Genomic DNA, 13,113 nt, shown 5'->3' on the forward strand with positions numbered 1-13,113 from the left:
TGCCAGAGAGCTATTTTGTGGCGAGGGAGCTTGCTCCCGTTCGGCTGCGCAGCAGACGCTTATTCATCCAGGCCGGTATAACTGACAGAAAAGCCAGGGCCGCTTCGCGGCCCAGCGGGAGCAAGCTCCCTCGCCACAGTTTTTTGTAGTCCGAATTAATCGTTGTACTGGCTCAATAGCCGCTCTAGTCGTGCACTGAGGCGGCGTTTGATTTCGGTTTCGATGTGCGGGGCGAAATCGTCGATCACGTCTTGCATGATCAGTTGCGCGGCGGCGCGCAATTCGCTGTCCAGGTGCAGCAAGTCATCCGGGTTCTTGCTGGCGGCAGGCGTCGATGCCGTCGCGGTGACAGGTTCAACGGCAGGGGCTGTCGGTAGCAAGACGGACGGCGAAGGCTCGCTCACGGCGTCGAACAACATCGGAATCTGTTCCTGATCGCCTTCCTCGACCGTGTCGGTCAGCAGGGGCGGTTGCAGGTTGTCGTCGCCGAGCAATTGGCGGATCGACTCAAGGTCGTCCAGCAGGTGCGCGGACTGTTGCAGCGGTTTTGGAGTGTCCATTGGAAGGCTCAGAGTCGCTGTAAACGGTGATCTTGCAGAGGATAGCCCTGTTCGCGGTAGAAACGGAAACTCTCCCGCGCGGCCTGGCGAATCGTCGGGTCTTCCACCACCACTTCTGCCACGCGGGCGAAACGCTGGGCAAAGGCCGGGACTTTCAGGTCAAGATTGACCAGCAGGTCCTGATGCTGACCGCAATCGTCACCCAGACCCAGGACGATCAAGCCGTCCGGTTCGTTTTCGGCGGGACCGTGGGGCACGAAGCTTTCACCTTTGAATGCCCAGAGACGCGCGTCGAGATCGTCGCGCTGGGAGGCATCGCTGCAATGCAGGTAGACGCGGTGACCCATGCGCCAGGCTTTTTCGGTGAGCTTGCAGGCGAAATCCAGGCGTGCCGATGGATCGGCGCTGGGCAGGATATAGAAGTCGACTTTGGTCATTGCGGTTCCTGAGCTTCACGTGGCGTCACCGCATAAGTGACGCCACGTGAAGTCATCGGTTTCAGGCTTTGGCGCGATCCAGCAGGTATTGGGTCAGCAGGGGAACCGGACGGCCGGTGGCGCCCTTGTCCTTGCCGCCGCTGGTCCAGGCAGTGCCTGCGATATCCAGGTGCGCCCAGTTCAGGTTCTTGGTGAAGCGTGACAGGAAGCAGGCCGCGGTGATGGTGCCGGCCTTCGGGCCGCCAATGTTGGCGATGTCGGCGAACGGGCTGTCCAGCTGTTCCTGGTATTCATCGAACAGCGGCAACTGCCAGGCGCGGTCGTCGGCAGCCTTGCCGGCGCTCAGCAGTTGGCCGATCAGTTCGTCATTGTTACCCAGCAGGCCCGAAGTGTGGGAACCCAGGGCTACCACGCAGGCGCCGGTCAGGGTCGCGATGTCGATAACGGCTTGTGGCTTGAAACGCTCGGAATAGGTCAGGGCGTCGCACAGCACCAGACGGCCTTCGGCGTCGGTGTTGAGGATTTCCACGGTCTGGCCGCTCATGGTGGTGACGATGTCGCCTGGACGCGAAGCATTGCCGCTTGGCATGTTCTCGGCGCAGGCCAGGATGCACACCAGGTTGACCGGCAGTTTCAGTTCGAGCACGGCGCGCAGGGTGCCGAACACGCTGGCGGCGCCGCCCATGTCGTACTTCATTTCATCCATGCCGGCGCCCGGCTTGAGGCTGATGCCGCCAGTGTCGAAGGTGATGCCCTTGCCGACCAGCGCGTACGGCTTCTCGGATTTCTTGCCGCCGTTGTATTGCATGACGATCAGGCGTGGCGGTTGGGCGCTACCCTGGCCTACGGCGTAGAACGAACCCATGCCCAAAGCCTTGATCTTCTTCTCGTCGAGGACTTCGACTTTCAGATCCTTGAACTCTTTACCCAGCTCTTTTGCCTGCTCACCGAGGAAGGTCGGGTGGCAGATGTTCGGCGGCAGGTTGCCCAGATTACGGGTGAAGGCCATGCCGTTGGCGATGGCGGTGGCGTGGGTCACGGCGCGTTGCACTTCAGCCTGAGCGGCCTTGATGGTCAGCAGAGTGATTTTTTTCAGGGCGCGGGGATCGGCTTTCTGGCTCTTGAACTGCTCGAAGGTGTACTCGCCGTCCACCAGGGTTTCGGCCAGCAGGCGGGTCTTGCCATAGCTGTCGCGGCCTTTGACGACCACTTCATCCAGGGCCAGCACCGCATCGCTGCCGCCCAGGCCTTTCAGGGTATTGAGGATACCCGCGATGATTTTGCGGAACGGGCGGTCACCCAGTTCGTCGTCCTTGCCCACGCCCACCAGCAGCACGCGCTCGGCCTTGAGGTTCGGCAGGCTGTGCAGCAACAGGCTCTGGCCAACCTTGCCGGCCAGGTCACCGCGCTTGAGCACTGCGCTGATCGCGCCGCCGCTCAATTCGTCGAGTTGCTTGGCAACCGTACCGAGCTTGCGGCCTTCGCCGACGGAAACCACCAGCGTGGCGGTCTTCAACGTTTCCGGGTTGACGCTTTTTACAACCAGTTCCATGTCCGGGTCCCTGAATTGATGGTTATCACGCATGCGCCCGACACCTTATGTGCGTCGATTGCTTATAGACAGAAAGGCGCCAGGATCGACCGGCGACAAAGGCCGCAGTTTGAACCTCGCTACCGGCGGCTGACAACCCTCGGTTGTACGATTGTAGGAGCGAGCTTGCTCGCGAAGAACCTGAGGCCACCGTGGGGTTTCAGGTTCTTCGCGTTATCGTTGACGACCATCGCGAGCAAGCTCGCTCCTACACTTGCCCGGGATGCATTGCGCAGTGACAGGCGCACCCAATCACAGGATAATGCGCCATCTTTTTTCGGCGGCTCTGTCTTGCGGGCTGTCCGATACGTTTGCTTGTTTGGCCGCCTTAGCCTGACAACCCTGGAGTGTCTGGTTTGATCGTCTTCCGTTATCTGTCCCGCGAAGTCCTGTTGACCTTGAGCGCCGTCAGCGCCGTGCTGCTGGTCATCATCATGAGCGGTCGCTTCATCAAATACCTCGCCCAGGCGGCCTCGGGCCTGCTGGATCCGGGCTCGCTGTTCCTGATCATGGGCTTTCGCATGCCGGGGTTCCTGCAGCTGATCCTGCCGCTGGGGCTGTTTCTCGGGATCCTGTTGTCCTACGGGCGGCTGTACCTCGAAAGCGAAATGACCGTGCTCTCGGCCACCGGCATGAGCCAGCAGCGGCTGGTCTGGATGACGATGTTTCCTGCCACTCTGGTTGCACTCGTCGTCGCGTGGCTGAGCCTGAGCCTGGCGCCACAAGGGGCCAATCAGTTTCAGCTGCTGCTGAACAAGCAGGATGCCCTCACCGAATTCGATACCCTGGAGCCAGGGCGCTTCCAGGCCCTGCGTGACGGTACCCGGGTCACCTACACCGAACGCATGTCCGATGATCGCGTGAATCTGGGCGGTGTGTTCATCTCGCAAAAGAACATCAGTTCCAACAACAAGGATCGCGGAATTTCTGTGCTCGTGGCGGAAAAGGGGCGTCAGGAGATTCGTCCGGACGGCAACCGCTACCTGATCCTGGATAACGGTTATCGCTATGACGGCAGTCCGGGACAGGCCGACTACCGGGCGATCAAGTACGACGAGTACGGCGTGTTGCTGCCAAAACCGGAAGTCAGTGACGAAGTCACCGACCGTGACGCGATGCCGACCAGTACGTTGATCGGCAGTGAAGACATTCGCCTGCGCGCCGAATTGCAATGGCGCATATCGCTGCCGTTGCTGGTGTTCATCGTGACCTTGATGGCGGTGCCGCTGTCGCGGGTCAACCCGCGTCAGGGCCGCTTCCTCAAATTACTGCCGGCGATTCTTCTTTATATGGCTTACCTGACCATTCTGATTGCCGCCCGCGGTGCCTTGGACAAGGGCAAGATCCCCGCGGCACTGGGCTTGTGGTGGGTGCACGGGATTTTCCTGGCCATCGGCCTGGGTTTGCTTTATTGGGAACCCTTGCAATTGAAGAGGGCGAGTCGCCGCAGCGCGCTGGAGGTGGCCCGTGGTTAAGCTGGATCGCTACATTGGTAGCAGCGTGTTCATGGCGATTCTGGCGGTGCTCGGGATCATTCTTGGTCTGGCGACACTGTTTGCCTTCATCGACGAGATGAGTGAAGTCAGCGATACCTACACCCTGGTCGATGCGCTGAGTTATGTGTTGTTGACCGCTCCGCGCCGGATGTACGAAATGCTGCCGATGGCCGCGCTGATCGGCTGCCTGATCGGTCTGGGCAGTCTGGCCAGCAACAGTGAACTGACCGTCATGCGCGCCGCCGGTGTGTCGATCGGCCGGATCGTCTGGGCAGTGATGAAACCGATGCTGGTATTGATGCTCGCCGGTGTGCTGGTAGGCGAGTACATCGCGCCGCCTGCCGAAACCGCCGCACAGGCCAATCGCTCGCTGGCCCAGGGCAGCGGCGATGCACAAAGCGCCAAGCACGGCTTGTGGCACCGCCAGGGCGACGAGTTCATTCACGTCAACTCGGTGCAACCCAACGGTATCTTGTACGGCGTGACCCGCTACCGTTTCGACAACGAACGGCACATGCTGTCGGCGAGCTTCGCCAAGCGTGCCGAGTTCGACACGGATCACTGGCAGCTGACGGACGTCACGACCACGCTGTTCCACGAGCGCAGCACTGAAGTGGTGTCGACTCCGATCGAGCGCTGGGAAGTAGCCTTGAGTCCGCAATTGCTGAGCACCGTGGTCATGGTGCCGGAGTCGCTGTCGATCAGCGGTCTGTGGGGGTATATCCACTATCTGGCGGAGCAGGGGTTGAACAACAGCCGTTATTGGCTGGCATTTTGGGTCAAGGTGTTGCAGCCGCTGGTCACTGCCGCCCTGGTGTTGATGGCGATTTCCTTCATCTTCGGTCCGCTGCGTTCGGTGACCCTGGGTCAACGAGTGTTCACCGGCGTGCTGGTGGGTTTCACCTTCCGCATCGTTCAGGATCTGCTGGGGCCTTCGAGCCAGGTGTTCGGCTTCCCACCCTTGCTTTCGGTGCTGGTGCCGGCGGGTATTTGTGCCGTGGCGGGGCTCTGGCTGATGCGCCGGGCAGGCTGATGGCGGGCATTTCCCGACCGCTTTGACGATAAAAAACGCCCTTGTCGCCAGACCGGGGCGTTTTTGTAGGTGCCGTCTGACCTGCGAACGTGACGCTTGCGCCGTGGATCAGGTACAATTCCCGGCTATTTTTCGGCGGGCTATGCCTGCAGCCTTTTTGAGTGTTGATCCGTGAGTGATTTGAGTCATATCCGCAATTTCTCCATCATCGCCCACATTGACCATGGCAAGTCGACGCTGGCCGATCGCTTCATCCAGATGTGTGGCGGCCTGGCCGAGCGCGAAATGGAAGCCCAGGTCCTGGACTCCATGGACCTCGAGCGCGAGCGCGGGATCACCATCAAGGCGCACAGCGTTACTCTGTATTACAAAGCCAAAGACGGTATCAACTACCAGCTCAACTTCATTGATACCCCCGGCCACGTTGACTTCACTTATGAGGTGAGCCGTTCGCTGGCTGCCTGTGAAGGCGCGCTGCTGGTGGTCGATGCCGGTCAGGGCGTTGAAGCGCAGTCGGTTGCCAACTGCTACACGGCGATCGAACAGGGCCTGGAAGTCATGCCGGTGCTGAACAAGATCGACCTGCCACAGGCCGATCCGGAGCGCGTCAAGGAAGAAATCGAAAAAATCATCGGCATCGATGCCACCGACGCGGTCACTTGCTCTGCCAAGACCGGTCTGGGCGTCGATGAAGTGCTCGAGCGCCTGGTGACCACCATTCCGGCGCCGACCGGCAACATCGAAGATCCGCTGCAAGCGTTGATCATCGACTCCTGGTTCGACAACTACCTGGGCGTTGTCTCCCTGGTTCGCGTTCGCCACGGCCGCGTGAAGAAGGGTGACAAGATTCTGGTCAAGTCCACCGGCAAGATCCACCTGGTGGACAGCGTCGGCGTGTTCAACCCGAAACACACCCCTACCGCCGACCTGAAGGCTGGTGAAGTGGGCTTCATCATCGCCAGCATCAAGGACATTCACGGTGCGCCAGTGGGCGATACCCTGACCTTGAGCACGACGCCGGACGTCGACGTGCTGCCGGGGTTCAAGCGCATCCAGCCGCAGGTGTACGCCGGTCTGTTTCCGGTCAGCTCCGACGACTTCGAAGACTTCCGCGAGGCGCTGCAAAAGCTCACCCTCAACGATTCGTCGCTGCAATACACGCCTGAAAGCTCCGACGCACTGGGCTTCGGCTTCCGTTGCGGCTTCCTCGGCATGCTGCACATGGAAATCATCCAGGAGCGCCTGGAGCGCGAGTACAACCTGGACCTGATTACCACGGCGCCGACGGTAATCTTCGAGCTGCTGCTCAAGACCGGCGAGACGATCTACGTCGACAACCCGTCGAAGCTGCCGGACCTGTCCGCCATCGAAGACATGCGCGAGCCGATCGTGCGCGCCAATATTCTTGTGCCGCAAGAACACCTGGGCAACGTCATTACCCTGTGCATCGAAAAACGCGGTGTACAGGTCGACATGCTGTTCCTTGGCTCTCAGGTACAAGTGACCTACGACTTGCCGATGAACGAAGTGGTGCTGGACTTCTTCGATCGTCTGAAATCCACCAGTCGCGGCTATGCTTCTCTGGACTACCATTTCGATCGTTACCAATCGGCCAGCCTGGTGAAACTGGACGTGCTGATCAACGGCGACAAGGTCGACGCCCTGGCGCTGATCGTGCACCGCGACAACTCGCACTACAAAGGTCGCCAGTTGACCGAGAAAATGAAGGATCTGATTCCGCGGCAGATGTTCGACGTGGCAATCCAGGCCGCCATTGGCGGGCAGATTGTGGCGCGGACAACCGTCAAGGCGCTCAGAAAGAACGTATTGGCCAAATGCTACGGCGGTGACGTCAGCCGTAAGAAAAAGCTGCTGGAAAAGCAAAAGGCCGGTAAAAAACGCATGAAGCAAGTCGGCAACGTGGAAATTCCACAGGAAGCCTTCCTTGCAGTGCTCAGGTTGGATAGTTAGGTCCTATGTCACTAAATTTCCCGCTGTTGCTGGTCATCGCCGTGTTCGTCTGCGGCCTGTTGGCGTTGCTCGATCTGTTGATCCTGGCACCACGTCGGCGCGCCGCCATCGCCTCCTACCAGGGCAGCGTCAGCCAGCCTGACATGGTCGTGGTAGAGAAGCTGAACAAAGAGCCGCTGCTGGTTGAATACGGCAAGTCGTTCTTCCCGGTGTTGTTCATCGTGCTGGTGCTGCGTTCGTTCCTGGTGGAACCGTTCCAGATTCCTTCCGGCTCGATGAAGCCAACCCTGGATGTCGGCGACTTCATTCTGGTGAGCAAGTTTTCTTACGGGATCCGCTTGCCGGTGATCGACAAGAAAATCATCGAGGTCGGTGATCCGCAGCGCGGCGATGTCATGGTGTTCCGTTACCCGAGCGATCCGAACGTCAACTACATCAAGCGTGTAGTCGGCCTGCCGGGCGACACGGTTCGTTATACCGCCGACAAGCGTCTGTTCGTCAACGGTCAATCGATTGCCGAGCAACTGGTCGGCTCCGAGCCGGGCACGCTGGGCAGCGCTGAGCTCTACAAGGAAAAACTCGGCGCCGCCGAGCACATGATCCGCAAGGAAATGAGCCGCTACCGTGCAACGCCGGACCATTCATGGACTGTGCCGGCCGGGCACTACTTCATGATGGGCGACAACCGCGACAACTCGAACGACAGTCGCTACTGGGATGATCCGAGCATTCCCAAGGATCTGCTGGGCATGGTTCCCGACAAGAATATCGTCGGCAAGGCCTTTGCGGTCTGGATGAGCTGGCCGGAACCAAAACTCAGCCACCTGCCGAATTTCTCGCGGGTTGGCCTGATCAAGTAATCAAACACGGCGCTGTTGAACACAGCGCCGAATGCATTTCTGGAACCGGCACATTCGGGGTCTGAAAGCATGAAGCCAATGATATTCAGGACGTAATTTTTGAACACAGCGTTAATTGTCCCAAGCCTGCGCCCCATCACGGCGATGGCGGTGGAATCCAGCCACGAACTCAGCGTGGGTAAACCGTGAGCGTCTCCTTAAGCCGTCTAGAGCGTCAGCTCGGCTACACCTTCAAGGATCAGGAACTGATGGTCCTGGCCCTGACTCACCGCAGTTTTGCCGGGCGTAACAACGAACGCCTGGAATTCCTCGGTGACGCCATCCTCAACTTCGTCGCCGGTGAGGCGCTGTTCGAGCGTTTCCCGCTGGCCCGCGAAGGCCAGTTGTCGCGTTTGCGCGCGCGCCTGGTGAAAGGTGAGACCCTGGCCGTACTGGCTCGTGGTTTCGATCTGGGCGAATACCTGCGCCTGGGCTCCGGTGAACTGAAAAGCGGCGGTTTCCGTCGCGAGTCGATTCTGGCCGACGCCCTGGAAGCGCTGATCGGTGCGATCTACCTCGATGCCGGCATGGAAGTGGCCCGCGAGCGTGTACTCGCCTGGCTGGCCGGAGAGTTCGAAGGCCTGACGCTGGTCGACACCAACAAAGATCCAAAGACCCGCCTGCAGGAGTTCCTGCAGTCCCGTGGTTGTGAGCTGCCGCGTTACGAAGTGGTGGATATCCAGGGTGAACCGCATTGCCGGACGTTCTTCGTCGAATGCGAAATCATCTTACTGAATGAAAAAAGCCGAGGTCAGGGTGTGAGCCGTCGTATTGCCGAACAGGTAGCGGCCGCCGCAGCACTGATTGCCCTGGGTGTGGAGAATGGCAATGACTGATACAAACGCAACTCGCTGTGGCTATGTTGCCATCGTCGGCCGTCCGAACGTGGGCAAGTCCACGCTGCTGAACCACATTCTTGGCCAGAAGCTGGCAATCACCTCGCGCAAGCCGCAGACCACCCGTCACAACATGCTCGGTATCAAGACCGAGGGCGATGTGCAGGCGATCTACGTCGACACCCCTGGTATGCACAAGGGTGGCGAAAAGGCTCTGAACCGCTACATGAACAAGACTGCTTCGGCGGCGTTGAAAGACGTCGACGTGGTGATCTTCGTGGTCGACCGCACCAAGTGGACCGAAGAAGACCAGATGGTTCTCGAGCGCGTCCAGTACGTGACCGGCCCACTGATCGTGGCGCTGAACAAGACCGATCGCATCGAAGACAAAGCCGAGCTGATGCCGCACCTGAGCTGGTTGCAGGAGCAGTTGCCGAATGCGCAGATCATGCCGATTTCCGCGCAGCACGGGCACAACCTCGATGCGCTGGAGCGAGTGATTGCCGGGCATCTGCCGGAAAACGATCACTTCTTCCCGGAAGACCAGATCACCGACCGCAGCAGCCGTTTCCTCGCCGCCGAGCTGGTGCGCGAGAAAATCATGCGCCAGATGGGCGCCGAGCTGCCGTACCAGATCACCGTCGAAATCGAAGAGTTCAAGCAGCAGGGCAAGACCCTGCATATCCATGCCCTGATCCTCGTCGAGCGCGATGGCCAGAAGAAAATCATCATTGGCGACAAGGGCGAGCGCATCAAGCGCATCGGCACCGAAGCGCGCAAGGACATGGAGCTGCTGTTCGACTCCAAGATCATGCTCAACCTGTGGGTCAAGGTTAAGGGTGGCTGGTCCGACGACGAACGTGCCTTGCGTTCGCTGGGTTACGGCGATCTGTAATCTCAGACTGTACAAAGATTCAAATGTGGGAGCGGGCTTGCTCGCGAAAGCGGTTTAACATTCAACATCCTGGTTGACTGTCACGCCGCCTTCGCGAGCAAGCCCGCTCCCACATTTGGTTTGTGTTGATCTCACGATGGCGCTCCTCCAACGAGATACCCATGTCCTCAACCCTGCCAATCGGCCAACCCGCCTACGTCCTGCACTCCCGCGCCTACCGCGAAAACAGTGCGCTGGTGGATTTCCTCACGCCGCAAGGTCGGCTGCGGGCGGTATTGCGCAGTGCGCGGGGCAAGGCCGGGACGCTCGCTCGGCCATTCGTGCCGCTGGAGGTCGAGTTCCGTGGACGTGGTGAGTTGAAGAACGTCGGGCGCATGGAAAGTGCCGGTGTTTCCACCTGGCTCAACGGTGAGGCGTTGTTCAGTGGCCTTTACCTCAATGAACTGCTGATTCGCCTGTTGCCCGCCGAAGACCCGCATCCCGGTGTATTCGATCATTACGCCGCGACCTTGCTGGCCCTGGCTGAAGGTCGGCCGCTGGAGCCGTTGCTGCGCTCTTTCGAGTGGCGATTGCTCGATGATCTTGGCTACGGTTTTTCCCTCAATACCGACATTCACGGTGATCCCATTGCGCCGAACGGTCTTTACCGTTTGCAGGTGGATGCCGGGCTGGAGCAGGTCTATCTACTGCAACCGGGTCTCTTCAACGGCACTGAACTGCTGGCCATGGCTGAGGCGGACTGGTCCGCTCCTGGCGCGCTGTCGGCGGCCAAACGCTTGATGCGTCAGGCACTGGCAGTGCATCTTGGGGGCCGACCTTTGGTTTCCCGCGAGTTGTTTCGAAAACCGTAAATTCTGCATGTATGCTGTGCACCGAACTTTCTCTTCTTCTGGAGCGCTTCCGTGACCACCAGCACCCGCATTCTTCTTGGCGTGAACATCGACCACGTTGCCACCCTGCGTCAGGCCCGGGGCACCCGTTACCCGGATCCGGTCAAGGCCGCACTGGACGCGGAAGAGGCGGGCGCTGATGGCATTACCGTGCACCTGCGCGAAGATCGTCGGCACATCCAGGAGCGCGACGTACTGGTGCTCAAGGACGTGCTGCAAACCCGCATGAACTTCGAAATGGGCGTCACCGAAGAAATGATGCAGTTTGCCGAGCGCATCCGCCCGGCACACATTTGCCTGGTGCCGGAAACCCGTCAGGAACTGACCACCGAAGGTGGCCTGGACGTGGCGGGTCAGGAGGCGCGGATCAAGGCGGCGGTCGAGCGCCTGTCGAAGATCGGCTCCGAAGTGTCGCTGTTCATTGACGCCGATGAGCGGCAGATCGAAGCCTCCCGCCGTGTCGGCGCGCCAGCCATCGAGCTGCACACCGGGCGATACGCCGATGCCGAGACGCCGACCGAAGTCGCCGAAGAACTCAAGCGTGTGGCCGATGGCGTGGCCTTTGGCCTGGCCCAGGGCCTGATCGTCAATGCCGGCCATGGCCTGCACTATCACAATGTCGAAGCCGTGGCGGCGATCAAGGGCATCAACGAACTGAACATCGGCCATGCGCTGGTGGCCCATGCGCTGTTCGTTGGCTTCAAGTCGGCTGTTTCGGAGATGAAGGCGCTGATTCTGGCGGCGGCTGCCAAGGCTTAAAAACCAACACAAAACCCTGTGGGAGCGGGCTTGCTCGCGAAAGCGGCTTATCAGTCAACATCTCTGTTGGCTGACACTCCGCTTTCGCGAGCAAGCCCGCTCCCACATTTGATCCAGGTTGTTCTGTTATAGCGGCGAAGGTTCCTGCGCCGGCTTGGTCTTGTCGATCCCCGGGACAAGCAGTTTGCCCTCGGCAACCTGGTCGCCTTCAAGCTGCGGCTGTGTAACCCAGGTCAGGATGTCGTAGTAGCGACGGATGTTCGCCACGAAATGCACCGGTTCGCCGCCACGGGCGTAGCCGTAACGGGTCTTGCTGTACCACTTCTTTTCCGACAGGCGCGGCAGGATCTTCTTCACATCCAGCCATTTGTCCGGGTTCAACCCTTCCTTGGCCGCCAGTTTGCGGGCGTCATCCAGGTGGCCGCTGCCGACGTTGTAGGCCGCCAGGGCAAACCAGGTGCGGTCCGGCTCCTGAATCGATGCGTCGAGCTGGTCTTTCATGTAGGCCAGGTACTTGGCGCCGCCCATGATGCTCTGCTTGGGGTCCAGGCGGTTGGACACGCCCATGGCCTGCGCGGTGTTCTGGGTCAGCATCATCAGGCCACGCACGCCGGTCTTGGACGTGACGGCCGCCTGCCATAACGACTCCTGGTAACCGATGGCCGCCAACAGGCGCCAGTCGACTTTCTCTTTCTTGGCGTACGCCTTGAAGTGCTGTTCGTACTTGGGCAAGCGTTGCTGCAAGTGCTGGGCAAACGTGGTGGCGCCCATGTAGCCGAGAACGTCGACATGCCCGTAGTAGCGGTCCTTGAGGCGTTGCAGGGTGCCGTTTTTCTTGACCTTGTCCAGGTAATCGTTGATTTCGTTGAGCAGGCTGTTGTCGTCGCCCGGCGCGACGGCCCAGCTCTGGTTGCTGGCGTCACCGAGGTCGAAGGCGACCCGGATATTGGTGAAATACACCTGGTTCATCGCGACTTCGTTGGAGTCGACCAGGGTCAGGTCGATCTGACCTTCGTCCACCATGCGCAGGAGATCGACGACCTCGACCGCGTCAGACTCTTCGTATTCGATGCCGGGAAAATTCTGTTTCAACTGCGCCAGTTGTTCGGCGTGGGTGCTGCCCTTGAGCACCATGATTTTCTTGCCCACCAGATCCTTCGCATCGGTCGGTCGTGACTGACCGTTGCGGTAGATGACCTGCGGGGTGACTTCCAGATAAGAGTGCGAGAAGCGCACCTGCTTCTTGCGTTCGTCGCTGCTGACCAGGCCGGCAGCCGCCAGCACCGGGCCGTTGGGCTTGCCTACCTGATTGAACAGGTCATCGAGGTTGTCGGCGGTCTCGATCTTGAGCTCGACCCCCAGATCGTCGGCGAAGCGCTTCACCAGCTCGTATTCGAAGCCGGTTTCACCGTTGCGATCCTGAAAGTAGGTGGCGGGGCTGTTTCGGGTAACCACCCGCAGCACACCATCCTCCTTTACGCGCTCGAGCGTGTTGGGTTTATCAACACAGCCACCGAGCATCAGGAAGAGTCCGGTTGCGATCAGCCATTTGGCGTACCGCGGACGTAAAGCCGTTGGGAAAAACATCTGCGCAGTATACGCAAAGGACCACGGGCGCCATATCTCGACAGTGAAGGGCTAGTCTGCTAGAGATCACAAATCCGGCCGAAACCCCGCAGGAACGGGCCTTGTCCGCATTTTGTTACAGTAAAAATAAGCTGTCGTCACATGCCCGGTTAACCTGAC

12 protein-coding genes are annotated in these 13,113 nt (G+C 59.8%); 8 read left to right on the forward strand and 4 right to left on the reverse strand.

Annotated elements, in window-relative coordinates:
• Positions 1-155: 155 nt before the first annotated feature.
• The 3 genes from PMI28_RS24645 to PMI28_RS24635 all read right to left on the reverse strand — a co-directional run bounded on the left by PMI28_RS24645 (position 156) and on the right by PMI28_RS24635 (position 2,549).
• A complete protein-coding gene (locus PMI28_RS24645; RefSeq protein WP_007982783.1) occupies positions 156-560 on the reverse strand; it encodes a hypothetical protein in 405 nt (134 codons plus the stop codon).
• Positions 561-568: 8 nt separating this feature from the next.
• Positions 569-997: a DNA polymerase III subunit chi gene (locus PMI28_RS24640; protein WP_007982785.1), complete on the reverse strand. Its 429-nt coding sequence runs from the start codon at positions 995-997 to the stop codon at positions 569-571.
• A 61-nt stretch (positions 998-1,058) separates the two neighbouring features.
• Complete coding sequence (locus PMI28_RS24635; RefSeq protein ID WP_033063104.1) at positions 1,059-2,549, reverse strand: leucyl aminopeptidase; 1,491 nt, start codon at positions 2,547-2,549, stop codon at positions 1,059-1,061.
• Between the two features lie 395 nt (positions 2,550-2,944).
• Between PMI28_RS24635 and lptF the strand changes: the two genes are divergently transcribed.
• The 8 genes from lptF to pdxJ all read left to right on the forward strand — a co-directional run bounded on the left by lptF (position 2,945) and on the right by pdxJ (position 11,367).
• Entirely contained in the window at positions 2,945-4,063 is a 1,119-nt protein-coding gene (gene lptF / locus PMI28_RS24630) for an LPS export ABC transporter permease LptF (RefSeq protein WP_007982789.1), read from the forward strand.
• Positions 4,056-5,117: an LPS export ABC transporter permease LptG gene (lptG, locus tag PMI28_RS24625; protein ID WP_007982791.1), complete on the forward strand. Its 1,062-nt coding sequence runs from the start codon at positions 4,056-4,058 to the stop codon at positions 5,115-5,117. Before lptF ends, lptG begins: the two co-directional genes overlap by 8 nt.
• 171 nt (positions 5,118-5,288) lie before the next feature.
• The gene (gene lepA, locus PMI28_RS24620) at positions 5,289-7,088 is read left to right on the forward strand and encodes a translation elongation factor 4 (protein ID WP_007982793.1); all 1,800 of its coding nucleotides are present in this window, start codon (positions 5,289-5,291) and stop codon (positions 7,086-7,088) included.
• Positions 7,089-7,093: 5 nt separating this feature from the next.
• Positions 7,094-7,948, forward strand: coding sequence for a signal peptidase I (lepB, locus tag PMI28_RS24615; RefSeq protein ID WP_007982795.1), 855 nt, complete (start codon positions 7,094-7,096; stop codon positions 7,946-7,948).
• A 185-nt stretch (positions 7,949-8,133) separates the two neighbouring features.
• Positions 8,134-8,823, forward strand: coding sequence for a ribonuclease III (gene rnc / locus PMI28_RS24610; protein ID WP_007973960.1), 690 nt, complete (start codon positions 8,134-8,136; stop codon positions 8,821-8,823).
• Entirely contained in the window at positions 8,816-9,718 is a 903-nt protein-coding gene (gene era, locus PMI28_RS24605; protein WP_007982798.1) for a GTPase Era, read from the forward strand. Before rnc ends, era begins: the two co-directional genes overlap by 8 nt.
• Positions 9,719-9,879: 161 nt before the next feature.
• A complete protein-coding gene (gene recO, locus PMI28_RS24600) occupies positions 9,880-10,569 on the forward strand; it encodes a DNA repair protein RecO (protein WP_007982800.1) in 690 nt (229 codons plus the stop codon).
• Positions 10,570-10,620: 51 nt separating this feature from the next.
• Positions 10,621-11,367, forward strand: a complete 747-nt coding sequence (gene pdxJ / locus PMI28_RS24595) for a pyridoxine 5'-phosphate synthase (protein WP_007982801.1) — start codon at positions 10,621-10,623, stop codon at positions 11,365-11,367.
• 126 nt (positions 11,368-11,493) lie between these two features.
• Here the strand turns inward: pdxJ and mltF are convergent, their stop codons facing one another.
• A complete protein-coding gene (gene mltF, locus PMI28_RS24590) occupies positions 11,494-12,954 on the reverse strand; it encodes a membrane-bound lytic murein transglycosylase MltF (protein ID WP_081501377.1) in 1,461 nt (486 codons plus the stop codon).
• Positions 12,955-13,113: the final 159 nt, after the last annotated feature.

The organism is Pseudomonas sp. GM48, from assembly GCF_000282335.1.
Taxonomy (GTDB): domain Bacteria; phylum Pseudomonadota; class Gammaproteobacteria; order Pseudomonadales; family Pseudomonadaceae; genus Aquipseudomonas.

Bases quoted from the DNA above. Each gene is read 5' to 3' on its own strand.
- recO (WP_007982800.1), top strand. From the start codon at position 9,880: ATGTCCTCAACCCTGCCAATCGGCCAACCCGCCTACGTCCTGCACTCC.
- lepB (WP_007982795.1), top strand. From the start codon at position 7,094: ATGTCACTAAATTTCCCGCTGTTGCTGGTCATCGCCGTGTTCGTCTGC.
- PMI28_RS24645 (WP_007982783.1), bottom strand. From the start codon at position 560: ATGGACACTCCAAAACCGCTGCAACAGTCCGCGCACCTGCTGGACGAC.
- era (WP_007982798.1), top strand. From the start codon at position 8,816: ATGACTGATACAAACGCAACTCGCTGTGGCTATGTTGCCATCGTCGGC.
- PMI28_RS24635 (WP_033063104.1), bottom strand. From the start codon at position 2,549: ATGGAACTGGTTGTAAAAAGCGTCAACCCGGAAACGTTGAAGACCGCC.
- PMI28_RS24640 (WP_007982785.1), bottom strand. From the start codon at position 997: ATGACCAAAGTCGACTTCTATATCCTGCCCAGCGCCGATCCATCGGCA.
- mltF (WP_081501377.1), bottom strand. From the start codon at position 12,954: ATGTTTTTCCCAACGGCTTTACGTCCGCGGTACGCCAAATGGCTGATC.